Annotated in this window: 23 protein-coding genes, 1 tRNA gene and 1 pseudogene; 15 read left to right on the top strand and 10 right to left on the bottom strand. The window is 52.5% G+C overall.

From position 1 onward, the window contains the following. The first annotated feature begins 207 nt into the window (after nt 1–207). Complete coding sequence (locus JUJ53_RS10690) at nt 208–453, top strand: thioredoxin family protein (protein ID WP_204151992.1); 246 nt, start codon at nt 208–210, stop codon at nt 451–453. A 69-nt stretch (nt 454–522) separates the two neighbouring features. Then, nucleotides 523–1848, top strand: a complete 1326-nt coding sequence (locus JUJ53_RS10685; RefSeq protein WP_204151991.1) for a permease — start codon at nt 523–525, stop codon at nt 1846–1848. Nucleotides 1849–1868: 20 nt separating this feature from the next. Here the strand turns inward: JUJ53_RS10685 and JUJ53_RS10680 are convergent, their stop codons facing one another. Further along, entirely contained in the window at nt 1869–2141 is a 273-nt protein-coding gene (locus tag JUJ53_RS10680; RefSeq protein ID WP_204151990.1) for a hypothetical protein, read from the bottom strand. A gap of 61 nt (nt 2142–2202) precedes the next feature. Further along, complete coding sequence (fabG, locus tag JUJ53_RS10675) at nt 2203–2955, bottom strand: 3-oxoacyl-[acyl-carrier-protein] reductase (RefSeq protein ID WP_204151989.1); 753 nt, start codon at nt 2953–2955, stop codon at nt 2203–2205. 345 nt (nt 2956–3300) lie between these two features. Between fabG and JUJ53_RS10670 the strand changes: the two genes are divergently transcribed. From JUJ53_RS10670 to JUJ53_RS10655, 4 genes are all read left to right on the top strand, one after another. Further along, complete coding sequence (locus JUJ53_RS10670) at nt 3301–4305, top strand: permease (protein ID WP_204151988.1); 1005 nt, start codon at nt 3301–3303, stop codon at nt 4303–4305. Nucleotides 4306–4360: 55 nt separating this feature from the next. Next, a complete protein-coding gene (locus JUJ53_RS10665; protein WP_204151987.1) occupies nt 4361–5155 on the top strand; it encodes a TIGR03943 family protein in 795 nt (264 codons plus the stop codon). A 482-nt stretch (nt 5156–5637) separates the two neighbouring features. Next, the gene (locus JUJ53_RS10660; protein WP_204151986.1) at nt 5638–5838 is read left to right on the top strand and encodes a hypothetical protein; all 201 of its coding nucleotides are present in this window, start codon (nt 5638–5640) and stop codon (nt 5836–5838) included. A gap of 251 nt (nt 5839–6089) precedes the next feature. Next, nucleotides 6090–6161 (top strand) — tRNA-Val (locus JUJ53_RS10655). A 197-nt stretch (nt 6162–6358) separates the two neighbouring features. On the opposite strand, the gene JUJ53_RS10650 is transcribed toward JUJ53_RS10655, so the two are convergent. Then, the gene (locus tag JUJ53_RS10650) at nt 6359–6658 is read right to left on the bottom strand and encodes a hypothetical protein (RefSeq protein ID WP_204151985.1); all 300 of its coding nucleotides are present in this window, start codon (nt 6656–6658) and stop codon (nt 6359–6361) included. Nucleotides 6659–6813: 155 nt separating this feature from the next. Between JUJ53_RS10650 and JUJ53_RS10645 the strand changes: the two genes are divergently transcribed. After that, complete coding sequence (locus JUJ53_RS10645) at nt 6814–9231, top strand: NACHT domain-containing NTPase (protein ID WP_204151984.1); 2418 nt, start codon at nt 6814–6816, stop codon at nt 9229–9231. A gap of 240 nt (nt 9232–9471) precedes the next feature. Here the strand turns inward: JUJ53_RS10645 and JUJ53_RS10640 are convergent, their stop codons facing one another. After that, nucleotides 9472–9831: a hypothetical protein gene (locus tag JUJ53_RS10640; RefSeq protein ID WP_204151983.1), complete on the bottom strand. Its 360-nt coding sequence runs from the start codon at nt 9829–9831 to the stop codon at nt 9472–9474. Nucleotides 9832–10392: 561 nt separating this feature from the next. Between JUJ53_RS10640 and JUJ53_RS10635 the strand changes: the two genes are divergently transcribed. Next, the gene (locus JUJ53_RS10635) at nt 10393–13959 is read left to right on the top strand and encodes an endonuclease/exonuclease/phosphatase family protein (protein ID WP_204151982.1); all 3567 of its coding nucleotides are present in this window, start codon (nt 10393–10395) and stop codon (nt 13957–13959) included. 152 nt (nt 13960–14111) lie between these two features. Here JUJ53_RS10635 and JUJ53_RS10630 read toward each other — a convergent pair whose 3' ends face one another. Beyond that, nucleotides 14112–14639: a DNA-binding protein gene (locus JUJ53_RS10630; RefSeq protein ID WP_204151981.1), complete on the bottom strand. Its 528-nt coding sequence runs from the start codon at nt 14637–14639 to the stop codon at nt 14112–14114. Nucleotides 14640–14692: 53 nt separating this feature from the next. Beyond that, entirely contained in the window at nt 14693–15781 is a 1089-nt protein-coding gene (locus tag JUJ53_RS10625) for a plasmid pRiA4b ORF-3 family protein (RefSeq protein WP_204151980.1), read from the bottom strand. Between the two features lie 513 nt (nt 15782–16294). On the opposite strand from JUJ53_RS10625, the pseudogene JUJ53_RS25475 reads away from it, so the two are divergent. Together JUJ53_RS25475 and JUJ53_RS10620 are read left to right on the top strand one after the other, a co-directional pair. Continuing rightward, nucleotides 16295–16740: pseudogene (locus JUJ53_RS25475) on the top strand (hypothetical protein). 29 nt (nt 16741–16769) lie between these two features. Next, complete coding sequence (locus JUJ53_RS10620) at nt 16770–17297, top strand: hypothetical protein (RefSeq protein ID WP_204151979.1); 528 nt, start codon at nt 16770–16772, stop codon at nt 17295–17297. 114 nt (nt 17298–17411) lie between these two features. Here the strand turns inward: JUJ53_RS10620 and JUJ53_RS10615 are convergent, their stop codons facing one another. After that, nucleotides 17412–18119 (bottom strand): hypothetical protein, encoded by a 708-nt coding sequence (locus tag JUJ53_RS10615; protein ID WP_239124966.1) that lies wholly within the window; start codon nt 18117–18119, stop codon nt 17412–17414. A 3-nt stretch (nt 18120–18122) separates the two neighbouring features. After that, nucleotides 18123–18395 (bottom strand): hypothetical protein, encoded by a 273-nt coding sequence (locus tag JUJ53_RS25470; protein WP_343327930.1) that lies wholly within the window; start codon nt 18393–18395, stop codon nt 18123–18125. A 374-nt stretch (nt 18396–18769) separates the two neighbouring features. Here JUJ53_RS25470 and JUJ53_RS10610 point away from each other — a divergent pair, with 374 nt between their 5' ends. From JUJ53_RS10610 to JUJ53_RS10595, 4 genes are all read left to right on the top strand, one after another. Continuing rightward, a complete protein-coding gene (locus JUJ53_RS10610; protein ID WP_204151978.1) occupies nt 18770–19048 on the top strand; it encodes a hypothetical protein in 279 nt (92 codons plus the stop codon). Between the two features lie 40 nt (nt 19049–19088). Continuing rightward, on the top strand, nt 19089–19313 hold the full coding sequence (locus JUJ53_RS10605; RefSeq protein ID WP_204151977.1) for an addiction module protein: 225 nt from the start codon (nt 19089–19091) through the stop codon (nt 19311–19313). Continuing rightward, on the top strand, nt 19310–19606 hold the full coding sequence (locus JUJ53_RS10600; RefSeq protein WP_204151976.1) for a type II toxin-antitoxin system RelE/ParE family toxin: 297 nt from the start codon (nt 19310–19312) through the stop codon (nt 19604–19606). Before JUJ53_RS10605 ends, JUJ53_RS10600 begins: the two co-directional genes overlap by 4 nt. Nucleotides 19607–19929: 323 nt before the next feature. Further along, nucleotides 19930–20622 carry a DUF4145 domain-containing protein gene (locus tag JUJ53_RS10595; RefSeq protein ID WP_239124965.1) on the top strand — a complete coding sequence of 231 codons (693 nt, stop codon included), beginning with the start codon at nt 19930–19932 and terminating at the stop codon, nt 20620–20622. A 207-nt stretch (nt 20623–20829) separates the two neighbouring features. On the opposite strand, the gene JUJ53_RS10590 is transcribed toward JUJ53_RS10595, so the two are convergent. Continuing rightward, nucleotides 20830–21912: a HAMP domain-containing sensor histidine kinase gene (locus tag JUJ53_RS10590; RefSeq protein ID WP_204151975.1), complete on the bottom strand. Its 1083-nt coding sequence runs from the start codon at nt 21910–21912 to the stop codon at nt 20830–20832. Further along, nucleotides 21905–22603, bottom strand: a complete 699-nt coding sequence (locus JUJ53_RS10585) for a response regulator transcription factor (protein ID WP_204151974.1) — start codon at nt 22601–22603, stop codon at nt 21905–21907. Before JUJ53_RS10585 ends, JUJ53_RS10590 begins: the two co-directional genes overlap by 8 nt. Nucleotides 22604–22948: 345 nt before the next feature. Between JUJ53_RS10585 and JUJ53_RS10580 the strand changes: the two genes are divergently transcribed. Beyond that, nucleotides 22949–24751 (top strand): hypothetical protein, encoded by a 1803-nt coding sequence (locus JUJ53_RS10580; protein WP_204151973.1) that lies wholly within the window; start codon nt 22949–22951, stop codon nt 24749–24751. Nucleotides 24752–24853: the final 102 nt, after the last annotated feature.

The following is a 24853-nucleotide window of genomic DNA, read 5'->3' as shown; positions in this document are numbered from 1 at the left end:
GGGAAACCTTGTGTGTCCTGGAATTTCTTTTCGTTCTTCTGTCTTCGTTCTTCTGTCTTCGTTCTTCTATCTTGCGATACTAGGGGCTTGACCTTATACCTAGGTATAAGCTTTAGGATGCAGCTAGATGCATAACCAACCGCTGGCAAAGCCTGATAAGCGAAGCGGTTGATGGATCTGGCTGTATTGATTTTGGAGATTCGGATCATGGCAAACCTCACCGTTGAAATTTTGGGAACTGGCTGCAAGAAATGTCACCAACTGGAAGCAAATGCTAGAGAGGCGATCGCTGCCCTCGATTTGGATGCAGAGGTTCTACACATTACGGATCTGATCAAAATTGCTGAGCGGGGCGTGATGAAAACGCCGGCCTTGGTGGTGAATGGCCAGGTTGTCAGCCAAGGCAAGGTGGCAACGCCGGAGCAGATTCAGCCTTTGTTGACGGCGGAGTAGCTGCATTCCGGATCATGACCAATGCGATTCATGGTCGATTGCCCAGTCTCAACAATCGAGGTTGAAATCATGCACGTTTCATCGTTTTGGCGAGAGCAGTGGAAAGCACTGGCTCTGATGGTGATGGCCTTTTTGCTCTGCTTCTACCTGCCGGTGGAGGCGCTGCAGCAGTCGGAGCGGCTGCGGAATGCGGTATGGGAATCGCTGTATCTGGTGCGCTGGTATGCCCAAGAGCATGTCTTGCTATGTCTGATTCCGGCTTTCTTCATTGCCGGAGCGATCGCTGTCTTTATCAGTCAAGATGCGGTGATGAAGTATCTGGGGCCCAAAGCCAATCAGGTGCTGGCCTATGGGGTTGCGTCAGTGTCGGGCACCATTTTGGCGGTTTGTTCTTGTACCGTCCTGCCGCTGTTTGCCGGTATTTATCGCATGGGGGCGGGTCTGGGGCCAGCGATCGCCTTCCTTTATTCTGGCCCGGCGATTAATGTGCTGGCGATTATTTTGACGGCGCGCGTCTTGGGGCTGCCCTTGGGAATTGCCAGAGCGATCGGTGCCATTGTTTTCAGCGTCGTGATCGGTCTAGCCATGCAGTTCATCTTCCGCAACGATGCCTTGGAACCGGTGAAAGCTGCATCGATGCTACCGGAGGGAGATGAGATGCGTCCCCTTTGGCAAAATGGGCTTTTCTTTGCAGTGCTGGTTGGCATTTTGGTCTTTGCCAACTGGGCTAATCCTAATGTGACCACTGGCATTTGGTTTGCCATCTATGCCCTGAAATGGTGGCTGACTGGGTTGCTGGGCCTAGCCCTGGCAGCAATTCTAATCGCCTGGTTCCATCTCAACCCCGGCAAGGTGATGCTGATGGCGGGGTTGACGGCTGTCCTATCTTGGCAATTTCACCAGCAGCCGCTGGTGCCCTTCTCTGCTGCTGTGCTGGGCCTATCTTGGCTGACCAGTACCAGTAAGGGCGAAGCTGGCGAATGGTTTGAGGCATCCTGGGACTACGCTAAGCAAATCCTGCCCCTGTTGTTGATTGGGGTGTTGATTGCCGGCGCGCTCCTCGGTCGCCCTGATCAGGAAGCCCTGATTCCTGCCTCCTGGGTCGTCTGGGCCGTGGGGGGGAATTCTGTCTGGGCAAATTTCTTTGCCGCGATCGCTGGAGCGTTTATGTACTTCGCGACACTGACTGAGGTGCCGATTCTGCAAGGGCTGATCGGAAACGGTATGGGGCAGGGGCCAGCCCTAGCACTGCTCCTGGCGGGCCCTGCCCTATCTTTGCCCAACATGCTGGTCATTCGCAGCATTATTGGCACGAGAAAAACCGTCGTATTTGTAGCCTTAGTGGTGGCCATGGCCACGCTCTCCGGCACCATCTACGGCGCGATTTGGGGATAGGCTACCCATCCCGATAGAGATTATTCAGCAGCGGCCGGCGGATCTCCCCCAGCCGCTTCTTCCTTCAGCAGGGTTTCCTTCGAATCTCCCCAATAGGCGCTGTAAGTCCACACTTCCATGCGCCCCGACTCTTCCATCGCCCAGCGGTAAATCGCCGCCTTGGGGTTAATGCCAACCTCAATCAGCTTGGCACCCATGTAATATTCCATCTGACCTTTGGTACGGTCTTTGAGGGGTTGGGGCTGATTCTTTTCAATCTTGCGGGTGAGGTGAGCTTGGGTTGGTTTGGCCATGACGCTATCCTTAAATCATCCAAAAATCATTCAAAAACGGTCGATTAGCGCTGAAACATGGCTAGGCCATGACCATGCCACCATCCACATTGAAGGTCTGCCCGGTGATGTAGGCTGCGGCCGGGTCGGCGGCCAGGAAGCGCACCATGCCGGCGACATCCTCCGGTTGTCCATAGCGGCCGAGGGGAATGAATTTTAAGATCTCGTCGGAATTGAGGTCATGGGTCATGTCCGTGCTAATGAAGCCCGGCGCGACGGCATTCACCGTCACCCCTCGGCTAGCCAGCTCCTTGGCAACACTTTTGGTAAAACCAATCACGCCGGCTTTGGCCGCACTGTAGTTAGACTGTCCAGGATTACCCATCTGCCCAGACACCGAGGCAATATTAATGATGCGTCCCGATCGCTGCTTCAGCATCAGTTTGCTGACGGCTTTGGTGCAAAGGAAGACGCCGGTGAGGTTGAGGTCAATCACGGCCTGCCAGTCTTCGGGCTTCATGCGCAGCAACAGGGTATCGCGGGTGATGCCAGCATTGTTAACCAAAATATCCACCCGTCCCCAGCGCTCTAGGACAGCACCGATCAAGCCATCCACCTGGTCGGCTTGGGCCACATCGGCCTGGAGGGCGATCGCTTCTCCACCCGCCGCCGTAATCTTCTCGACGACCTCATCCGCGGCCTGGCTAGAGCGAGCATAGTTGACAGCCACCTTCGCGCCTGCTGCCGCCAATGCTAGGGCGATCGCCCGCCCAATCCCTCGGGATGCCCCGGTAACCACGGCAACCTGTTCATGTAGTTGGGACGCTGTCGTCATAGTCTTAACCTCTCTAGCACTAAGCGTTTCTGAATGATGTTCGAAGGATGTAGGCGTCTGTCGGCTGCGGGATGGGTCGAGCTAGACCACGGCGATCGTTTTATGCGGATGGAAGCGATCGCCCCCCGAAGGGATGACCAAGGCGTCACGCTGGGGCAGACCCTATATCCCGCATATCCCGCTGGCTTGACTGCCCGTCTTCGATCCATTATCTTACGCCTTTGCGGCCCCTAGTCTGCGGTCGCGTAGAGGCTCATCCGGCACGGCCCGCCGACTGGCGGAGTGCATCCGCGGTCAAACTCCTGTAAACTGACCGCCATTGGTATCCAGCAGCATGTTCGGTCTATGACAGTTAAACTCACCAATGCCCTGACGCTATTCTTTAGCTTGCTTGTGGAAGCCATGCCGTTCCTGCTGTTAGGAGTATTGCTATCGAGCTTACTGCTGCTGTTTGTGGATGAACGTCGGCTGATTGCCGTCATGCCCAAACATCCGCTTGCCGGAGCCTTGGCCGGCAGTCTGGCAGGGTTTCTCTTCCCGGTATGCGAATGTGGCAATGTGCCCGTGGCACGCCGGCTGTTGATGCAGGGGGCTCCATCATCCATGGCGGTTGGCTTTTTGCTAGCGGCTCCCACGGTGAATCCCATCGTCTTTTGGGCCACCTGGACGGCGTTTCGCGATCAGCCAGAAATTGTCTTCCTGCGAATTTTCTTTTCCCTAGCGATCGCTGTCATTGTTGGCTGGACGTTTAGCCGACAGGTGGATCTACGGCCGATGATGCAGCCGTCGGTAGCGCGGTTGATGCCCACCCCCGTGCCGTCGGCTCAGGTAGGACAGTCGGCCCTCCTACAGTCGGGCACCTTCTTGCTAGACGCCGCCGGGCAGCCGATTCGCCTGGATAACCTAGTGGCGGCTGGGGGCACCGTGATCTCTCGCCCCTTTCCAGAACGGCTGCAGCTGATGATTGATAATGTGACCCAAGAATTTCGGGAACTGGGGGGCATGTTGGTAATTGGTAGTGCGATCGCTGCCGCCGTGCAGGTCTTTGTGCCTCGGGAGATTATCCTCAATTTAGGACAGGGGCCGATCACGTCTATCCTGGCGATGATGGCCTTAGCTTGGGTGGTCTCCATTTGCTCCACGGTAGACTCCTTTTTTGCCCTCGCCTTCGCCTCCACCTTTACGAGTGGCTCCTTGCTAGCCTTCCTCGTCTTTGGCCCCATGATCGACCTGAAAAATATTGGGCTGCTGCTGACGGTCTTTCGAGGACGCACCATTCTCTATCTCTTCATGCTGGCGGGGCAGCTCACCTTCTTGTTTTCCCTTGTGATGAACCTCTACATTAGCTAAGCGCGGCTGGCGCTACACCTGAGCGATATCTTCCTCTCCTCACCCGTTTTGAACCATGGCTGTCAACGTAAAATCATCCGCCTCCCGCCGCCGCCGCCGATCGCCCTATATTCCCTGGCAGATGATCTTCGACCTGCTGGCGATCGCGGCTTGGAGCTGGCTGCTGCTGAAGTATTGGATTACCGGCACCATGAATGTGCTGCTGCATCCGGACTATCACTGGCTGGCGATCGCCGCCGGTATCTTCCTAGCCATTCTCGCCGTCGTTAAACTGCAGCAAATTATCCAAGGGATGCGATCGCAGCGTCCCCTGCCCAAAATGCCCCACTCGACCCTGTTTCCCGTGGGCGTCAGCAGCACCCTACTGCTTGGGATTGCCATCTTAGGCTTCATCGTCACGCCTCGCCCCTTTGCCAGCGATCTCGCCGTGCAGCGCGGGGTTGCCGATACGTTGATCATGACGCGATCGCAGCCCCAGTCGTTTCGCACCAGCACCCGTCCCGAAGATCGCTCCGTGATTGACTGGGTACGCACCCTCAATGTCTACCCTGAACCCGATGCCTACGCAGGGCAGCCGGTGCGGGTGGAAGGCTTTGCCGTGCATTCCCGTGAACTATCGGACGATTACCTCACCATCACCCGCTTTGTGATCACCTGCTGCGCTGCCGATGTCTACCCGGTCGGCTTGCCGGTAAAACTTCCTACCAGCCGCCTAGATTACCCAGCCGACACCTGGTTTCGGGTGGAGGGCGACATGATGACAGAAACCTTGAATGGCATCCGGCAACTAGTGATCCAAGCCACGGCGTTGACCGAAATTCCAGAACCAGCCAATCCCTACGACTATTAGTACCGCAAGACAGAAGAACGAAGACGGAAGAACGAAAAGAAATCCAGGACAGGCAAGGTTTTCCGCCTCAGCAACTAGGCGGGTTACTAACGCCTGAGAGTACTGGGGGGCGATCGCTACCTGGATCACCCAGACTAGACCCTAAGCCCAAACCTCAGACTGGGCAAGCTTGACACGCCCCGGCATCCCCATGCCAGAAGGCCTGTCTAAGGCTACCTGGGGGATATCGCCGCCGGTCGTAGATCAGAAGGCTCAACGTCCCATGTGGCTGGACTAGATCTATCCCGTCCATCCATCGCCATAAATCGCCGCCAATCGCCATCAACATCTAGGGCAAGGATGCCGAGCGCAGGTTAAGAACCATAAAACAATCTGAATCAAGTGCTTTCTGTAACATTCACTACAGAAATTTCTTGTTATATTAATGTCATAGGATACTTTTTCCAGTACCCCACTTAAATACACCTTTGGAGGTCTCAACTATGTCTGCACAAGATCAAGCTCGTGCGCTCATGCACCGTCACCACCACCTCGTTAAGCAGCGTCAGCAATCCTTGCTGAGCCGCAGTGCAGCAGAAGTTGGCTTGCCCTCTGAAGCCGCCCACTATTGGGGACATATTCAAGGCAAAGCGCAGCCGACGTTCCGAGACAGCTACGATCGCAGCCACGCATCCCTAAGCTAATCCACGCAACCGCCCACCGTAGGCATGGACTGACAGTGGACAGTATGACCTCAACAGGTGATCTTGATGCGTACGCCTTCTGGCCCTAGTGCAAGCTAGGCCAGGAGGTTTTTCTTTGGCTTGCGACGCTGCAGGCAGAGGGGTGGCTTTTTAACGGCTGAGGTTAGCATTACGCCCATGATCCAACTTGCTAGAAAATCTTAGAAAAGATGGCAAGCATGGATAGCTCTCATGCTAAGATGTAAAACCACGGGCGATTAGCACAGTGGTAGCGCACTTCCTTCACACGGAAGGGGTCACTGGTTCGAATCCAGTATCGCCCATATTTTATGGTTCAGTTTGATCTAGGTTTCATAGACACCTAGGTCAACTTTGCACCAACTTCAATCTTAGAAAAAAGACTGGCTATCAACGCATCTTACTCGGTGTTGTCGCCTTCAGTCGTAGCCATACCAATGCACCGCTTAGCAATCCACAACGGAGTACTGGCTGTCGTACTCCGCTTGGATGTTATCTAGCACTATGGCTTCTCCTGAACCTCGTCTTGCTCTCGGGACAGTCGATCTAAGCGATCGTTGGCGTCACGAGACAGTTGCACACAGCGATGGCCGACAGCGGTGGAGGTCAAACCGCCTAGGGTGGCGTAGCTGCCCTGGGGAAGCTGGCCGGTGGCGAGGAGAACAACACCTGTGACGGTGATGACGGCGCTGAGGCTGGTGAAGACTAGGGAGAGGTTAAAGCCCCAATGTGCCTGCCGGATGCGTTCGCGCAGGATGCTGTCGTCGGGCTGGTTGGGCTGGAGATGGAGGTTAGTTGTCATCGCGTTTACGTGGATAGTTGGACTCTTTTAGTATGAATCCAAATCCTTGTATCGCTGTTCAGGCAATGGTTTCAGACTGTAGAACCTTTGTTTAACCTTTGTACAACCTTTGGTGATCTTGGTTATAATCGGCTCACCCCTCCGGCAGTTGAGCGATGGCAAACCGAACAAAGCAAACAATGGCAGCCACACCAGAAGGGGTGAAGCTGATTGAGGAAAAGCGGCGCATTATTGGGAAAAGCGCTGAGGTAATTGGCGGCCAGGTGGAAGTGTCGCGTAGCACAGTACAGAAGTTTTTTAAGGGAAGACCGATCGCTTCTGCCAACTTCAAGGCACTTTGTAAGCAGCTTGATCTGGATTGGGAGATAGTGGCAGATTGGAAAGAGATCGCCCCTCCTCCAACTCCGGTTGATGTGGCCCCAGACCCGGATGAGCTGGATGAGCTAGTGCAGAAAGCGCGATCGCACGGGAGCGCAAACATCGAAAAGCGCTGCGGGGAAATGAGAGTGCTGGATATGGTGCAGCCCATTGGAGTTGGCGCGATTTATACCGATGTCAATATTCTGGAAAAAATTACGGGTAGAACCCGGCGAGAGTTAGACGAATGTATGCAGGGGCAATCGCCGGAGACCTTTGACCGCTTTCTGCTGGGGGCAGTGCGTGAACGACGAGTGGATGGGCTGGAGGCGGTGCGGGATAAAAAGCAGCTCATGATTTTGGGGCGACCGGGGGCGGGTAAAACCACATTCCTGAAGCGGCTGGCAACGCTATGCAATCAGGGCGAGGTTCTTCAAGACCAAGTGCCTATCTTTGTCACACTGAAGGAGTTTGCGGAAACGGTGGATCGCCCTAATCTATTGCCATTTATCACCCGCTATTTCTCGCCCTCCCTGTCCACAGAAGCCGTTAGTAGTCTTTTAGAACAGGGTCGAGGATTGGTGTTGCTGGATGGCTTAGACGAAGTGTTGGAGCAAGACCATGACCGGGTATTGGGCGAGATTCGAGCGTTTGCCCACCAGTATGAAGCGTCTCACATTGTGATCACCTGTCGCATTGCTGCACAAGAGTACAGGTTTGAGCAGTTCACGGATGTCGAGATGGCTGATTTTAACGATGAGCAGATTCAGGATTTTGCTGATAAATGGTTCAAAGCTAAGGAGCCAGACAATCTAGATGAGGAAGGCAACTCCGCTGTGGCCAAGCTTTTCTGGGAGGCCATCAATGAGCGTGAGCCCATCAAAGAACTGGCCATTAATCCCCTGCTGCTCACCCTGCTATGTCTGGAGTTTGAGCAATCTTCGGAATTCCCGCAAAGCAGATCTGAACTGTATCGGCGCGCCCTAGAGGTGTTGTTGCGTAAATGGGATGGGCAACGACGCATTAAACGAGAAAACGTCTACAAACGCCTGCCGGTTGAACGCAAAGAAATCTTACTCGGTCAACTCGCGAAATACACCTTTGAGCGAGGGAATTACTTCTTTCGAGAGGATGTAGCCAAGCAGCGGATTAGCCAATACATTCAGAATTTACCCGATGCTCAGACCGATCCCGATGCCCTATTAGTCGATAGTCATGCCGTATTGAAATCGATTGAAGCTCAACATGGCCTGCTGACGGAACGAGCTGCCGGGATTTATTCCTTTTCTCACTTAACATTCCATGAATATTTTACAGCTAAGGCTATTGTGGATAGCCCGGATCAACCTACTGCACTCCAGTCCTTGGTGATGCACCTGCATGAACAACGCTGGCGAGAAGTATTCCTGCTGGTCGCAGAACGGATGGAATCTGCTGATCAGCTCTTGATTCTGATGAAGCAGCACATTGACCAGATGCTGGCGAACGATGAGAACTTACAGGAATTGCTTACCTGGGTAGACCAAAAATCGAGATCGGTCGAAGCACCCTATAAGGTGGCGGCCATTCGCGCATTTTATTTTGCCCTCGCCCTCGACCTCGCCCTCGACCGCGCCCGCGCCCGCGCCCTCGACCTCGACCTCGCCCGCGACCCCGCCCTCGACCTCGCCCTCGACCTCGCCCGCGCCCTCGCCCTCGCCCTCGCCCTCGCCCTCGACCGCGACCTCGCCCTCGACCTCGCCCGCGACCGCGACCGCGCCCTCGACCTCGACCTCGACCGCGACCGCGACCTCGCCCTCGCCCTCGCCCTCGCCCTCGCCCTCGACCTCGACCTCGCCCTCGACCTCGCCCTCGACCTCGCCCGCGACCTCGCCCGCGCCCTCGCCCGCGCCCTCGACCCTGAATTGCAGCACAAGCTGCAAGAGCTGCAAGACCAGTTATCAGAGGCTGCCAATGCAATGGAGGAACAATTCGAGCAGTGGTGGCAAACTCAAGGAAAAGCCTGGGCTGAGGCCCTGAGAGCCGTGATGATTGAACATCGCAACATTGGCCATGATTGGCAGTTCAGTGATGAGCAAGAAGACCTGTTGAGTCAGTACAACACCGCTAACCACCTCTTGGTTGAATGTCTCAACACCAGCTACGTCCAAAAAGAAACTCGGCAACAGATTGAATCTGAATTGCTCTTACCCATCAACCGCCTCCAAGGCAATTGAGCTATCAGCCTCGCATCCCCTCAGCCCAGCGCCCAAACCTTGACCCCAATAACAGCAAAGGTAAACCTGAGGGCGATGGTGAGGCGGTAGGTAAACCAGGGCAACCTGCGGAATATCGGTCGGGCCAGCGCCATCTATGCTGGGCAAACTAGACCCAGCCGAATCCCAGATTCATCTGAATCCAAACGCACTTGCCCAGCGATACGTTATCTACGTCATGCCAACCTTAGAGTATGGGGGTTAGCGCTTCACTTGGGGGGTGACACCTTTGCTTTCGACGCAGTTTAGGTAGGCAATTTCGGTTTCGTCGAGCTTGTAGTCGTCGTAGTTGTCTTTGACATCAAAGACCTTCTCTAAAAAGTCGTTCCGAGATTCTCTTAAGGCACGGGCAACATTGCCCTGGCTGAGCTGTTTGGGTAAACACTGGGCCATGGCGGTCAGATCGGTACCATCGGCGGCAATATAGCGCTTAGATGCGGGCGAGTCGTCGGCGTAGGCAGGGGCTGCAAACAAACTAGAGCTGAGCCACATCAGCCCAGCAAGGAGTGTCAGAACAAGACGCTGAACAACGCCACGGGTAGAACGTCGAGAATTTGACATGTTGGTTGAATTTGTGTGGTTGCATTCCAGTTTCATTGTAAACAAATAAAAAGTAAAAGCAATTGGGTGGGTAGGCAGCAACTAGCGCACACTAAGTCCAGCAACGCAAACTTTATGAAGTTTAGAACAAGAATCAGTAGCTTAAGATACCGTTAAACACTTCTTTACCGACCTACAGCTAAGCCTCTGATATGTTCTTTATGTAGAAATACTGGCATGTCAGCGACACTCCATCCATGCTGCTCGGCGCAAGCTTTTGAGTCTGCATCGATGGATAGGGAGTGACGTGTAGAAACTCAGCTTAGACCTGGGTTCACAATCTGGTTGACCAAGGTTTTCCTCAAAGCGACAGGTAAGTAAATCTTATCCAATTTCAAACGTGGAGATCTACCTGTGGGAAAACTACAGATTCCAAGCTTGGCCTGCCTTTGAGGGTTACCAGGATCATTTAAATCAATAGAAACCTGCACAGAATTCAGGCTCCATGGTTCATGGGGCTAGCTTTGTGCGGGAAAAAATTGCGCGGTAAAACATCGGTCTTCTTGGAGTTAATGATCTCGCATGGCTACTTCGGTTTTTATCAATGAGTTTCACTACGACAACGTCGGCACGGATGCCGGCGAATTTATCGAAATCGCTGCGCCTGCAGGCACCGATTTAACTGGATGGAGCCTAGTGCTCTACAACGGTGCCAACGGTGGTGCATACAACACGACCTTGCTGAGCGACATCGTGGCCGACCAGGGTAGCGGCTTTGGTACCGTCACCGTTAACTACCCCGCCAACGGCATTCAAAATGGCGCACCCGATGGCTTTGCCTTGGTCAACAATCTGGGGCAAGTGGTGCAGTTTTTGAGCTATGAAGGCGGATTTACTGCGGTAGGTGGGCCAGCAGACGGACTAACCAGCGTCGATATTGGCGTGGCAGAAGCGGGCAGCGAACCAGTTGGCCTTTCTCTACAACTGACGGGGACTGGCTCGACCTACGAAGACTTTACCTGGGTGGCACCCGCTGCTCAAACCCCCAACACAGTCAACAATAACCAGATCTTCAACGCAGTGACACCTGGGGTGAATGCATTCATTAGCGAGCTGCACTACGACAACGTGGGCACGGATGAGGGCGAGTTCGTTGAAATTACCGCCAACGCGGGCGCGGATCTCAGCGGCTACAGTGTGGTGCTCTATAACGGCAACGGTGGCGCGCCCTACAACACTATTACTCTCAGCGGCGTAGTAGCTGACCAAAGCAACGGTCAGGGCACGATCGTGATTGATTTCCCCAGCAACGGCATTCAGAATGGGGCTCCCGACGGCGTAGCGCTGGTCGATGCCGAGGGCAATGTAGTGGAATTCCTTAGCTACGAAGGCTCTTTTACAGCCGTGGGCGGCGCAGCAGATGGTCTCACCAGTGTTGACATTGGTGTAGCCGAAGATGGAACGACGCCAATTGGTGATTCGCTACAGCTCATCAATGGGGCCTGGACTGGCCCTCAAGCTGCCACCCGGGGTATCGTGAATGGTGGCAATAACGGCGGTGGCGATAACGGCGGCGGTGATAACGGCGGTGGCGATAACGGTGGCGATCTTGACCTAACCCGCATTGGTGACATTCAAGGAGCAGCCCACATCTCACCGCTGGTGGGGCAACGGGTGGCCACCACGGGCATTGTCACCGCTGTCGATACCAACGGCTTTTATCTGCAAGACCCTGTGGGCGACGGCAACCTAGCCACCTCCGACGCAATTTTTGTCTTCACCAGCAGCGCCCCTGGAGTGACGGTGGGCGACGAACTGCGGGTGGAGGGCACCGTCTCTGAATTTACCCCTGGCGGAGCATCAACCCGCAACCTGTCAACGACTCAGATCGGCAGCCCCACACTGACCACACTGAGCATCGGCAACCCCCTGCCAGCAGCCACCATCCTGGGCCAGGGCGATCGCGTTCCTCCCACCGAAACTATCGACGACGATGCTTTTGGCAGCTTTGACCCACTGACCGACGGCATTGACTTCTTTGAGTCGCTGGAGGGCATGTTGGTGACGGCTCAAGACTTCCGGGTTGTTGATGCCACCAATCGCTTTGGCGAAATCTTTGGCGTCATCGACAACGGCGTTGGAGCTACGGGGCTAAGCGATCGCGGCACCCTTAACATCAGCCCCGACGACTTTAACCCCGAGCGCATCCAGCTTCAGTTTGACAGCGGCGTGTTTGACGTTGCCTTCCCCGAGGTGAATGTGGGCGACACCTTGGGTGATGTCACCGGAGTGGTGGGCTACGGCTTCGGCAACTTTGAGATTGTCGTGACCGACGACTTTACCAACCAGATCGTGGCGGGCGGTCTCCAGCCAGAGGTCAGCACCCTAACTCGCGGCAGCGACCAGCTCACGGTAGCCACCTACAACGTCCTTAACCTTGACCCCAACGACAGCGACGGCGACACCGACATTGCCGATGGGCGCTTTGATGCGATCGCTCAGCAAATCATCAACAACCTCAACGCCCCCGACGTCATCGCTCTGCAAGAGGTACAGGACAACACCGGCTCAGCCAACGACGGTGTAACAGCGGCAGATGCGACCCTGCAAACGCTGGTGGATGCGATCGCAGCGGCAGGCGGCCCCACTTACGCCTTTATCGACAACCCCTTTATCGGCAACAACACCAGCGGCGGTCAGCCGGGATCCAACATTCGCACCGCCTACCTCTACGACCCTAGCCGGGTCAATCTAGTAGAGGGTTCGGTGACCACCGTGGGCGGTCAGGGCAGCGGCGAAGCCTTCCAAGGTGCGCGCCTACCCCTCATTGCCACCTTTGAGTTCAATGGCGAAGCGGTGACACTGGTCAACAACCACTTTTCGTCGAAGGGCGGCAGCGCTCCGATTCTGGGCACCGAGCAGCCCTTTGAAACCCGCCAAGAAGATGTCACCGTCAACGGCTCCCTCGACGAGCGCCAGATGCAGTCTGCAGCAGTGCAGGACTACGTCAACGGCCTGCTGGGTGCCGACCCCAACGCCAACGTGGTGGTGCTGGGTGACCTCAACGAGTTTGAGTTTGTCTCGCCCGTGCGCGACCTCGTGACCAACAGCGGCCTCACCAACCTAACCGAGACCCTGCCCGAAGATGAGCGCTACTCGTTTATCTTCCAAGGCAACTCCCAGTCGCTCGACCATATTTTGGTCAGCAATGGTCTAGCCACCGGGGCTGAGTTTGATATCGTACATACCAATGTTGAGTTTGCCGCTACCCCCCAACGGGCCAGCGACCACGACCCGCTCTTAGCGCGGTTTACCCTGAACGGAACACCCAACGAAGGTGATACCAATACCATCATCGTTGGCGATGGGGACAATATCGTTAGCCTAGATGGCAGAAACAACGTTGTGACCACGGGAGATGGCAACAATTTCATCTATATTGATGACGCTGCTGCTGCCAATGGCGGTACAAACACCATTACAACCGGCACGGGCAATGACAACATCTGGCTGCCCAGTGGCGATAACACTGTCGATGCGGGTGCTGGCAATAATTTGGTTGGCATTGGATCGGGTGATGATACGGTCACGGCAGGTGATGGAGACGACTTCGTCTATAGCGTGAATGGTGGTGGTGGCACCAACACGTTGACCCTGGGGAATGGCAATAACACCATTTGGCTGGAAAACGGAGATTACGACATCTTCACCGGCAGCGGCAACGACTCGATTGGCTTAGGCACTGGAACAGATACGGTTCGAGATGCAGGAGGCGATAACATTATCTACATGGTGGATGCGGCTCAACCTGCTGGCAATAAAGATATCCTTACCGGTAGTGGAGACGACTACGTTGCCACGGGTTCAGGAGATGACCTGATTGACGGCGGCTTAGGCCTCAACACCCTGTTGGGTGGAGCAGGTAATGATACCTTTATCCTACGTGCAGGTGCCTACAACTTCATCGGTGACTTTGAGATTGGCAGCGATGCGCTCCAGCTCACAAGCCTAAGTTTCGCTGACCTCAGTTTCTATCAAGGAACAGGTACGGTGTCTGCTGATGCGTTTATCTTTGACGGTGAAGAAGCGATCGCTCAGATTGCTAACACAACGGTCAATCAAATCAATAATGTCAGCAACTTTGTTTAAGGTAAGCTTCCTTGAATAACTAGCTGAGGTTTAATGTGGGGCGATCGCTTTTCTCTGAACTAGGGGGGCGATCGCCCTCAGAATTTTGTCTCGACACTTATAGCAACTAACGTTTTGGTGCAATAGTTTGTTAGATAGCCAGGCACTCTTATCTAAGAAACCAGAGCTTTGATCGTTTCCTGGTAGGTTGGCTCTAATGTTTGCCAGCCTTTAACATTATTCAGATCCATCTTCATTTTTGCAACTTCTATCAATGAACTATCAATCGGATATGCTTTGACTTCGCGTAGCCAGTCTAGGATCTCTGCTAGATGCCAAATCGAAGGTGTACCCTCATAGATAGGAGGCGGAGAGCTAGGTTCACCTGTTACAATCAGCTTTCTAACATTTTGCCGAGTACAGCCAAGAATTTTAGCTGCATCTGTTAAGCCTGCATAATCTGGTGCTGCTTCAATAAGGCTGGCATGGGGAATGACTCTTTTTGCATCAGCGATCGCAGTGGACATAGCTTCATAGGCGAATGGTGCTTCGCGAATAAAATTTAATGAAATATATCCCTTTTTTCCAATTCCAATTAAAGCATCATCGCAGCCGCCTGCATACAAAGCTTCGACATAAACACTAGGATCAACTTTTGGCTGCTGAAGGTTGAATTTTAGGGTGAAGTCATAGTCTTTCATGGCTCAGTTTTTAGGGCAACACCTGCACTGTCCGCGCCCATGATGATCCTGCTCTAAAATTCAGCATACTGGGGTGGACTTGCGCCAATCCGCTCAGTCACCCGTGGATAGCGAACCCTCGCTCGGGGTTCTGTAATAGTCACGACGCCAACCTGATGCCACCAATCATCACCAAAATCAAACCAGTAGCCAAACACCTCTTCAGCGACCAACCCCAACGCCCCAATTTGCGTCTTGGCAACATCCCCAGCCAACCCATCTGACAGGGCAACCGCTAACCCATAGCGATCGGCATTTGGATCGTGCGGGCCCATCCCTTTGAGTTGAAACTCGTACATGTGGTCATCTTCACGGTCAAATGCTGCAAAAATTATCCTGTGCAACTCTGCCAGCGTCTGATCGCCCCGAATCTCGATGATGCGGATAACTTGAGGGTTTTCCTCAACAAACGCTTCAGTTACAGGGCCATCTAGTAATACCACCTCCAAGACATACAGCGATCGCAGTGCCTCTGGAGAGGGCGCTTGTGGAGGTGTTTTGGGGTTTGCAGTGCGACGCTTACGTTTTTGGCGATCGCCAGTTGGTACTGCCCCCCCCTGAACAAGAGCGGCGATCGCATCGCTGTCTTGTTTGTGCCCTGGAATATAGGGAATGAGTCCCTTGCGATAGGCTTCCACCTGTGCGCCTATCGGAGCGAGCCGGATGTCCATAAGAGACCCATTCACCGACAGTATCCAGATGAGTGGATTGTTTTCAACTAGACTGGGCAAGCACCAATCTGGGTCGAGCTGATGCATCTTCAACGTATCACGCACCAACTTCGATTTGCTCTGTCCAGTACTGTCCGCTACACCAAACCACTGATAGATGCTTTTGGCGCTAACATGGGGCGTTTGAGAACTGTCGAAAAGAAAATTGACCATCCCGATCGCATGGGTGATTCCACAAGCCCATGTCTTTGTCTGTCCCTTACTGAGGGGGGAAGGACGCTTACGGCAGAGGGTAGCTGTAGCTTGACGAATCAGTTGGGCGTACTCGTCGTTGAGATGTTGCCGCGCAAACTCATCGGTCAGTTCCACAATACTGTTGAACTTCGCTTCCATTGTCTTGGGGACATCTTCGGATTTTTTGGATTTAGCCATGATGCTAAGAGAGTGGAAAAACAGGTCGGGGAGTAGGTGAGGATTCGCCGATGCAATCATTGTTGGGGCTTGATGCAGTCTACTCAATGGGTTGAACTGAGCGTTCTGCTGTGCCCATATCGGATCTATGTGCTGGGAATTGCCTCGCTTCTCTCATACTACATGCAACATCGCTTGCAAACACTAACAAGCAGCGTCGTTTTTCCTCGGAGTAGCTATAGCTTTAATCACGCCATGGCTGTCCGGCTGATTTAACCTATTGTAACGCGGCATAACAAATTGACGGAGCCGACCACCAAGAGGCTCTCTGTTGGACAGTTCAGGTTATCTGAATTCATCTCAACGGCTAACTAGCTCTACACAGAGGTGTTGCACTCGTCCTTTGAGATTGTGGTGAAAGGCGATCGCTTTTCTCTAAACTAGGGGGGCGATCGCTTTTCTAAAGTGGAGAGTTATGCTGCTGCTACCTCTTCATGGGATCATAGCTCTGTACGCTTGAATCGATTGTCACAGATGGCGAAACTCTACTATCGCGGTATGGCAGAGCACCATGGCAAACCTAGGATTGGACGAAGCGCCCGGCTTTTAGGAGTCAGACCCAACGTTGACATCGATATCGAGCAATTGCCCGCTGGCTGTATTGACGAGCAAGGCTATTTGAAACCGGAAGCAGAGCGCAGAGGTACGGGGGAACCTGTAACCGTTGCCATCAAAAATGTGAAAGGAATGTCAGTTTCGCTTGCTATTGAGGGGTTGCCAGCGTTTCGTAAGCCAGCCAAGTTTGGCGGTACGGGTCGAGTCCGCTTTGGCAGATCGACGATAGCAAGATTACTGGTGATCTGGAAGCGGTTCAGGATAGCCCCACCCATGTCAGTATCTTGCCAAGCGCTACAATGCTTCTAGAGACCTATGAGGCAGCCCTGGCAAATACTCAAAACCACTGGGAAAGAGTTGAATAGTCTGACATCGATACCTGGAGTCTATTGTGATGGCATGGATATTTGGTCTATCGGCAGAATGCGGTGTAGATGAAAGCAAGGCAAAGCTGTTTGCCCAGTATTTTGAGGGAGTGACGTGGACGCTCTCCAATGAACGCCTATGTCAATGCCGAACTGACGTTTTTCAGGATATTGATGAGAATTGGTGGTGCCGGGTCTATCCTAACAATATCAGTGAGATTGGAATCGAGTCTCCTGAAAGTGCCTACTTGATGACAGAGTTGGGAATTCTCTTTTACCAACATTTGCGAACGGCTTCCGAGTTCCGATATGCCCTAGTTGGTATTGAAGTTGATGAATTTAGGACATACAGCGAGTTGGTGCAAGATCCTTCTGCACTATCCATTCCAGGGTTAGTTGTAGCTGAGGAGGTTGGGCAGGCACTGGGGCTGTCTTCAGCGTATCGCCCCTTCTGTCATGGCTATATTTGGCTGCCTTATGAAGGTGAAATTTACAACCCGCTGATGGCATCCCCAAGTTTGAAAAACAAGCTCAACGAATTATTGCTGGCAAGCTGATTTAGCCTCGCTTTTCTCTAAGCTGAGGGAGCGATCGCCTCCAAGATCCTGTCTCGACACTATAGCAACTAACGTTTTGGTGCAATGGTCTGTTAGATAGCCAAGCACTCTTGTCTAAGAAACCAGAGCTTTGATCGTTTCTTGATAGGCTGGCTCTAATTTTTGCCAGCTTTTAGCATTATTCAGATCCATGTTTATTTTTGCAACTTCTATCAATGAACTATCAATCGGATATGCTTTGACTTCTTGCAACCAGTCTAGGATCTCTGCTAGATGCCAAATTGAAGGCGTACCTTCATAGATAGGAGGCGGAGAGCTAGGTTCACTAGTGACAATAAGCTTTCTAATATTTTGCCGAGTACATCCAAGAATTTTGGCTACATCTGTTAAGCCTACATAATCTGGTGCTGCTTCAATAAGACTGGCATGGGGAATGACCCTTTTCACGTCAGCGATCGCACTGGAAATGGCTTCATAGGCGGATAGTGCTTCACGAATAAAGTTTAATGAAATATATCCTTTTTTCCCAACTCCAATCAAAGCATCATCGCAGCCGCCAGAATACAAGGCTTCGACATAAAAACTAGGATCAACTTGTGGCTGCTGAAGGTTCAGCCCTGGCGAGGTAGGATTCGGATTCACTAGATTTGAATCGTTTGGCCCATGAATCAGAACTTGGACTTCATTTTCATTGTGCAATAGATCAAGAATCCAGTCGGACGAATGATGGGGGCTTTCACGGTTATTTTTTGTCCTAACTTTATCACTTTGACAGGGCTGCCGCTGAAGGTTAAATTTTAGGGTAAAATCATAGTTTTTCATGGCTCAGTCTTCCTTTTCGTAAGCATCATCGTTACTGCCATGTCTTGTGCAGTTATCGACTATACGACGAAGCTGCTTCGCATGATTGCCTGCATTTTTTGGAGTGCTCCAAATACTTGAGATACAAAACGTTCCACATCTGCACTCTGAATCATTGTAGGGACAGTAGAGTTTACCCCAGGCATGAGATCCACCAACATCAACGCGCCAGCCATTTTGCTCAGCATACTTCAGTGCAGCCTCAATCTCTTGTTTTGGATGCGATCGCCTACTCATATTAACGTTTACTTTTACAGGTTAAATCTAAACCACTTGGTTGTCAAGTGACAACTGACTATGTGGCTATCGACAGGTTAGTCTGCCCAGGTTTTGGGCTTGAATACCCAGTTCCATGGTTAAGGGATAGTGAACCAGAGGGGCGATCGCCCCTTGAGATTCACAGAGAGCGATCGCTTGTTAGATTGAGTCGAGATTTCTCATGACACCCCCATTTGGACAATCACGCGTGTAACGTTGGGTATAATGGCTTTTGGAGGTGGTGATAGTCTAAGATCTGGCTAACCCTTGATTGGAGGTGTTATGCAACATTAAGCGCCGCTGGTCAGGCTCAGTAGTCATTAGGTCTCTTGCCATTTGAATTCTCATTCCCTATGCCTAAACTAACGCTTCAAGTCCGCACCCATGACAACTTGTTAGAGCTACTGGCTCAATCTGAGTCGGCAGCTTGGGTTGTTGCAGAAGAAAAAGTCGAGAAAATCACGCATATTCAAGTCGTAAACTTTGAAGGCACACAAATGATTGAGGCAATATTTGACCGAAATGCTAGTTATAGAAGGGATGACGACAGGTTAGTGGTCAAGTTTCTGGACGGGTACATTATGAATTGCAGTGTTCAGTTTGATGGTCAAAACCCTGTTCACTATATTTAAGGGATACGCACTATCAAATATTTTGCTCTGAGGTTTCTGTATGGATATTGCAGCTACGCTGAATGAAATTGCAGCTTTAAGTATTAAGGATAGAATTTTTTTGGTGCAAGCGATTTGGGATAGTATTGCAGCCGAACAAGCTTATCCTGATCTGACAGAGGCGCAACAGCACGAACTGGATAGCCGGATTGATAGCTATGAGAGCGATCCAGACAACGTCCTCACGTGGCAAGATATCAAAGCATCAGTCAAGAAACATACATGAAGTATGTACTAGTATTTCGGCCCGAAGTCCGTGACGACCTCAGTGATGCATACGATTGGTACGAAAACCAACAAACGGGTTTAGGGGATGAATTCATTGATTGTGTAGATGACCTGCTCAATCGAGTCTGCATGATGCCAGAATCCTATGCAATCGTGTATCGGGATATTCGACGAGCGGTCATCAAGCGATTTCCATATGCTGTTTACTATCGAGTGATTTCAAGTCGGGTTGTTGTGACCGCTATTTTCCATGGTCGGCGTGATTCTAAATTATGGCGATCGCGAACCTAACAATCCCCATTTCCCTGACCGCTGTGGTGTAGTTTGAGATGGTTTGTTGTGTCTCAAACTACTTAGGGGGCAGTGGTGAAAGGCGATCGCTTTTCTCTAAACTAGGGGGCGATCGCTTTTCTCTGAGCCAGGGGGGCGATCGCTTTTCGGATTGAGTCGAGATTCCTCATAGCATAGCTATTTGGGCGGCTATACGTTTAATATTGAGGATAGCTGCCCTCTAAGATGGTGATGTTTTAAGACCTGATTAACCACTTGATTGAATGTTTTATGCAAAATTAAGCGCCACTAATCAGACCAAGTAGCAGTTAGACGCATTATTCATGTTTTTTGAGGTACTGGCATTGAATAAGACATTTATGAAGCTTACGCAGCGGTTTGAAGAATTAGAGGAGCAAGTGTCTCAAATAGAAGCTTCTACATCTTTTCGCGACAGTATGTACGGCCGCGGCGAGTATGTGAATGATGAATCGCTTTTGAACTGGAAGGTAAAGGTAAGAAGCTTATTATCAAAAGTTTGTGGAGAAGAATCCCAGCATTTTAAGCAATTTGAGATAGCAGAAGATTATGGGATTGTTGGAACAACAAACCTTGAAATACTAAAGAGGTTGAAAGCTGTATTCATAGCAGCAAAGGAGGATTTTGAGAGCGGCTATCTGCTATCAATAAAAACACTGGTACAAGCTGAGGTCTTTGACTCTGAGCTTGAACAAGCAAACGAGCTTTTTTCTAGTGGCTACTCCACTGCTGCTGCCGTAATTGCAGGAGTTGTTTTAGAGACAGCATTGCGAGAGCTATGTGATAGAAATGGGATTTCACATGGAAAGCTAGATAAAATGAATACTGATCTAGTAAAAGTTGGCGTATATAACAAGCTTAATCAAAAGCGAATAACAGCTCTTGCGAGCATACGTAATAGCGCTGCACATGGAAAGCAAGATGAGTTTACGGATCAAGATGTTTCTGACATGATTAGGGATGTAAATCAATTCCTTGCCAATCATCTTGTAGATTAGCTAGCCTAGCAAAGGTGGGGCAGCAAATTTTAGAGGTTCTGGTTGCATTATAAAGGTTACTCGTAACTTCTGACCGCAACCGTTAGCTGACTCCGCATAGAGATGTTGCACCCGTCCTTCGAGATTGCTGACAAAATCGAAAGTACCCAAGAGATAGTTTGTTATGGAGTAGTTTGAGATAGTTCAGTGAGCTCTAGATAAAAGCCGCTAGGTTGCTGTGGGTAGGCAAAATCGGAATGTGCTGCCCTGATCCAGATCACTCGTAACCTCAATCACGCCACCTTGGAGTTCTACCAGGCGGCGGCAGATGGCTAGACCGATACCGCTACCCCCAGAATGGCGATCGCGGGAGCGATCGGCACGCCAAAATCGTTCAAAAACATGGGGCAAGTCTTCCGGCGCAATGCCGATGCCTGTATCTATGACAGCAATCCATACCTGGGTTGCTTCAGCAGTCACCTGCACCGTAATCGTGCCAGCAGGGGTATAGCGCAGAGCATTGCCAATCAGGTTGCCAAGAATTTGCTCCACCCGTTCAGCATCCGCAAGCACCATGGGAATATCTGCGGGATAGCCGAGAGATAAGGTCGGACTATCGTCAGTGAGTTGGCTGGAAAATCGTTCAATCACCGTAATCAGCAGCGGCTGTAGATTCAGCGGGATAGCGTTAATGGGCAGAGAGCCAGCTTCTAGCTTAGACAATTCTTGTAGATCATTGATCAGTCGCCGCATCCGCCGCGTTTCTCGGGTAAGTTTTTGATAGATATCATCCGAGGGAGATAAGGTATCATCCGCCAGTCCTTCGAGGTAGCCTTCCACGATGGTCAAGGGCGTGCGTAATTCATGGGCCAGGTCGCCAACTAGATCCCGCCGCCGTTGTTCGACCCCTTCGAGATCGGCAGCCATGCGGTTGAAGCCTGAGGCGAGACGGTCGAGTTCAGGAATTTCGCTAGAGGGCACGCGGGCATCCATCTGTCCGGCAGAAAATTTCTGGGTGATCCTCTCCATCTGTTCCAGCGGTTGCATGATGCGGCGAGATGACCAGTAGCTTAGCCCGCCAGCGGTGGATGCTCCCACCACCACAGACCACAGGGCCCCCCGACTCCAAGCGGTTTCAAAACCTTGGACAAGCTGGGTCACGGTGTAACCCTCACCTTCAATTTGCCGCAGGTAAATGGTGAAAAAGCGCGGAGATGAAAACTTGCCCATGATAATCAGGACGCTCAGTCCTGTCACCATGACAATGATGTGAGAGAAAAATAGGCGCGATCGCAATCCCCAATTAGCCATCTTCAAATTTATACCCCACGCCAATGACAGTTTTGAGGAACGTGGGCTGGGCAGGATCCAGCTCAATCTTTTTGCGCAGGCGGGCGATGTGGGTATCCACAACCCGCTCATCACCGTAGAAATCGCTGCCCCAGATGCGATCGATAATTTGGCTGCGGCTCCACACCCGCCCAGGGTAGCTGATGAACATAGACAAGAGATCAAACTCTAGGGTGGTGAGATCGAGGGGGGTGAGTTGACCGTCCTGCTGTCGCTGGGCTGAACGTTGATCGAGATCAACCCAGAAGTTGGGCGTTTCATAGATCTGCCCCTGGGTTCCATGGCGGAGCGATCGCCGCAATAGGGCCCGCACCCGAGCCACGAGTTCCCGAGGGCTAAAGGGTTTGACCATATAGTCATCTGCGCCGGTAGACAGGCCAATGATCCGATCGAGTTCTTCCCCCTTGGCCGTCAGCATGAGAATGAAGGGATCCTTGCTACCGGGCTGCTGGCGAATTCGGGCACAGACTTCTAGGCCATCCAACCCCGGAATCATCAAATCGAGAATAATCAAATCAGGCTGCTGGTCTTGAAAGAGCTGGATGGCGGTTAGCCCATCCCGACAGTCTGCGCAGGTAAAGCCCTCTTTCTCCAAATAGAGTCGGATCAATTGGCTAATATCTGCCTCGTCTTCAACAATGAGAATGTTCATACCAAACCTCTAAAACGCCGCATTCTCCTGGGGTAAACCTCGTGGTCTCTCACGGTGGAGCGCTGAACAAGGTTACCGGAGCCGGCCGGTCGTACTCTGATACCACCCTAGCCTCCATTCCAGGTGAGAGACGCAACTATGGGTGAGAGAATAGGCTAGTGGCAGTTTTGTGAATGAATGTTTAAGCTGAAATGGGTTCGAATTGAGTTTAGTATATCGCTCGCTGGTGCGTCTTCAGCTCTGCCCTTGTATCCTGATAATGGTTGGATTCTAGGGGTATGAGAGGTATGTTTAAGTATCAATGGTCTCCCGCTGTCGCTGGCTTAACGTCGTAGGTTTAGCGTGATGGAAACGGCATCTTACCAATCCCAACTGCGATCGCTCGGTCAGTACCTCCAAGACAGTCTGCAACAAGAGGTGCCGGTACCGATCGACGTTCGATGTGTGATCAAACAGGACAAATTATTGGTGCTGGCTCAGCATCCCCCAGATATCTCGCTGGATGCTAAGCGGGCCTTTTCGACTTTGCGCAAAGCCCTCACTGCCCAGACGGACGATTTACTGCATCCGTTCCTGGCCGATGTCTCTACCCTGGCAGTGCAGCTCTACTTGCGGGTGGAGGAGCAGCCCCAACCCTATGCATTCCATCCCTTTCAGATCGAAGCGATCGCTCCGGTCGAAGCACTCACAGACGACGAGACTGATGACCTCCTCTCCGAGGATGAGCTGTCGAACTGGTCGTCCGAGTCTGCCATGGAAGACGAGGAGCCCTTAGATGAACCCTCTTCTCCTCCTCAGCGCCCCGCTAAGCGATTGTCTTGGCGGCTGGGTGCTGCGGTGGCGGGGGTGGTCGTAGTGGCGGGGGTGGCGGCCTATGTGCTGAGCCGTCCCTGTGTGCTGGGAAGCTGTCGCCCACTGCTGCAGGCTGAGGAGCTATTCACCCAGTCCCAAGGGCAGATGGCGTCTGCCACATCGGCTGCGGATGTTAAGGCGATCTATGAGCAACTGACGGAGGCTAGCTATCTGACGACGGTGGTGCCTCATTGGTCTGGCTATTACGAGGATGCCTTGGCCCAACGCGATCGCTATGATGACCACGTCAAGGCGGTGAGTCGTGTGGTCGATGCTCAGGCGGATGCCTTTGCAGCGGCTCAGCGGAGTCAGAATCCGCCCCATCCGATCGCAACCTGGGAAGAAATTCGCGACTTGTGGGAATCGGCGATCGCTCAGCTAGAGGAGGTGCCGGCCGATAGTCCCATGCATGGGTTGGCGCAGCAAAAGCTAGAGGAATATCGCGGCAACCTGGCGGCCATCAACCAACGCATTCAGATGGAGCAGGAGGCCCAGAGTCGGGTGCGATCGGCGAGGGAGATGGCCCAGCGCGCCACGGAACAAGAAGCTGGGAGCGATTCCCCAGAACAGTGGCAGAGTGCCTATACGGCTTGGCAAATTTCTATGGAAATGTTGCAGCCTGTGCCAGCTCACACCATGAGCTATGCCGAGGCCCAGCAGCTTCTGTCGCTCTACAGTACCCGCATGGCGACCCTGCGCGATCGCCTCAGCCAGGAGGAACTATCCACCACGGTCTATCGACAATCGTTACAACTGGCCGATCAAGCAGCAACCTACGAGCAGCAAGAGCAGTGGTCTCAGGCGGTGGCGGCCTGGCAGAACGCGCTAACCAATGCCCAGCAGGTGCCGACGGATTCGGCTTACCATGACCAGGTGCAGCCGTTGGTCAATTCCTATGCCCTGGCCCTAGAAGATGCCAGGCAAAATCTCCGGTTGGCGATCGCTGCCCAAACGGCCGAAGCTGAGTTGAATAAACTGTGTGGCGGAGATACGGCCCGCTGCACGTACCAGGTTAGTCGCGAAGAGGTGCAGTTGCGATTAACGCCTGCCTATCAAGCCACTGCGGCTAGTTTTCCCCAGCCAACCGCCTCCTCGATCCCCCTATCGGTTTCCATGGACACCATCCTCCATCAAGTTGCTCAGGTTGGGAATGCGGCTAGGGTCGAGATTAATGTATACAATGCCGACGGTACCCTGTTTGGGCGCTATGTGCCGAGTCTGTCTGGTTATGTACCCCCTGCCTACATCGAGGTCTTGGATCAAGAGCCAGCCCCGCCTCCCAATCAAGACGATTGACGTCCCAAGGTACCGATCTTCAGGCTAAGACCCGTGGGATGATCTCTGGAAGACTCAGCGCGATCGCCAGATTTCTGGCATGATCCAATAGCCTGTGGCTGT

The sequence above is a fragment of the Leptolyngbya sp. CCY15150 genome (assembly GCF_016888135.1).
Taxonomy (GTDB): Bacteria; Cyanobacteriota; Cyanobacteriia; order RECH01; family RECH01; genus RECH01.
This window is presented reverse-complemented; position numbering and strand designations above follow the sequence as displayed.

Excerpts from the sequence above, each read along its gene's own strand:
- JUJ53_RS10690 (WP_204151992.1), top strand. The coding sequence starts at position 208 with ATGGCAAACCTCACCGTTGAAATTTTGGGAACTGGCTGCAAGAAATGT.
- JUJ53_RS10685 (WP_204151991.1), top strand. The coding sequence starts at position 523 with ATGCACGTTTCATCGTTTTGGCGAGAGCAGTGGAAAGCACTGGCTCTG.
- JUJ53_RS10680 (WP_204151990.1), bottom strand. The coding sequence starts at position 2,141 with ATGGCCAAACCAACCCAAGCTCACCTCACCCGCAAGATTGAAAAGAAT.
- fabG (WP_204151989.1), bottom strand. The coding sequence starts at position 2,955 with ATGACGACAGCGTCCCAACTACATGAACAGGTTGCCGTGGTTACCGGG.
- JUJ53_RS10670 (WP_204151988.1), top strand. The coding sequence starts at position 3,301 with ATGACAGTTAAACTCACCAATGCCCTGACGCTATTCTTTAGCTTGCTT.
- JUJ53_RS10665 (WP_204151987.1), top strand. The coding sequence starts at position 4,361 with ATGGCTGTCAACGTAAAATCATCCGCCTCCCGCCGCCGCCGCCGATCG.
- JUJ53_RS10660 (WP_204151986.1), top strand. The coding sequence starts at position 5,638 with ATGTCTGCACAAGATCAAGCTCGTGCGCTCATGCACCGTCACCACCAC.
- JUJ53_RS10650 (WP_204151985.1), bottom strand. The coding sequence starts at position 6,658 with ATGACAACTAACCTCCATCTCCAGCCCAACCAGCCCGACGACAGCATC.
- JUJ53_RS10645 (WP_204151984.1), top strand. The coding sequence starts at position 6,814 with ATGGCAAACCGAACAAAGCAAACAATGGCAGCCACACCAGAAGGGGTG.
- JUJ53_RS10640 (WP_204151983.1), bottom strand. The coding sequence starts at position 9,831 with ATGTCAAATTCTCGACGTTCTACCCGTGGCGTTGTTCAGCGTCTTGTT.
- JUJ53_RS10635 (WP_204151982.1), top strand. The coding sequence starts at position 10,393 with ATGGCTACTTCGGTTTTTATCAATGAGTTTCACTACGACAACGTCGGC.
- JUJ53_RS10630 (WP_204151981.1), bottom strand. The coding sequence starts at position 14,639 with ATGAAAGACTATGACTTCACCCTAAAATTCAACCTTCAGCAGCCAAAA.
- JUJ53_RS10625 (WP_204151980.1), bottom strand. The coding sequence starts at position 15,781 with ATGGCTAAATCCAAAAAATCCGAAGATGTCCCCAAGACAATGGAAGCG.
- JUJ53_RS10620 (WP_204151979.1), top strand. The coding sequence starts at position 16,770 with ATGGCATGGATATTTGGTCTATCGGCAGAATGCGGTGTAGATGAAAGC.
- JUJ53_RS10615 (WP_239124966.1), bottom strand. The coding sequence starts at position 18,119 with ATGAAAAACTATGATTTTACCCTAAAATTTAACCTTCAGCGGCAGCCC.
- JUJ53_RS25470 (WP_343327930.1), bottom strand. The coding sequence starts at position 18,395 with ATGAGTAGGCGATCGCATCCAAAACAAGAGATTGAGGCTGCACTGAAG.
- JUJ53_RS10610 (WP_204151978.1), top strand. The coding sequence starts at position 18,770 with ATGCCTAAACTAACGCTTCAAGTCCGCACCCATGACAACTTGTTAGAG.
- JUJ53_RS10605 (WP_204151977.1), top strand. The coding sequence starts at position 19,089 with ATGGATATTGCAGCTACGCTGAATGAAATTGCAGCTTTAAGTATTAAG.
- JUJ53_RS10600 (WP_204151976.1), top strand. The coding sequence starts at position 19,310 with ATGAAGTATGTACTAGTATTTCGGCCCGAAGTCCGTGACGACCTCAGT.
- JUJ53_RS10595 (WP_239124965.1), top strand. The coding sequence starts at position 19,930 with ATGTTTTTTGAGGTACTGGCATTGAATAAGACATTTATGAAGCTTACG.
- JUJ53_RS10590 (WP_204151975.1), bottom strand. The coding sequence starts at position 21,912 with ATGGCTAATTGGGGATTGCGATCGCGCCTATTTTTCTCTCACATCATT.
- JUJ53_RS10585 (WP_204151974.1), bottom strand. The coding sequence starts at position 22,603 with ATGAACATTCTCATTGTTGAAGACGAGGCAGATATTAGCCAATTGATC.
- JUJ53_RS10580 (WP_204151973.1), top strand. The coding sequence starts at position 22,949 with ATGGAAACGGCATCTTACCAATCCCAACTGCGATCGCTCGGTCAGTAC.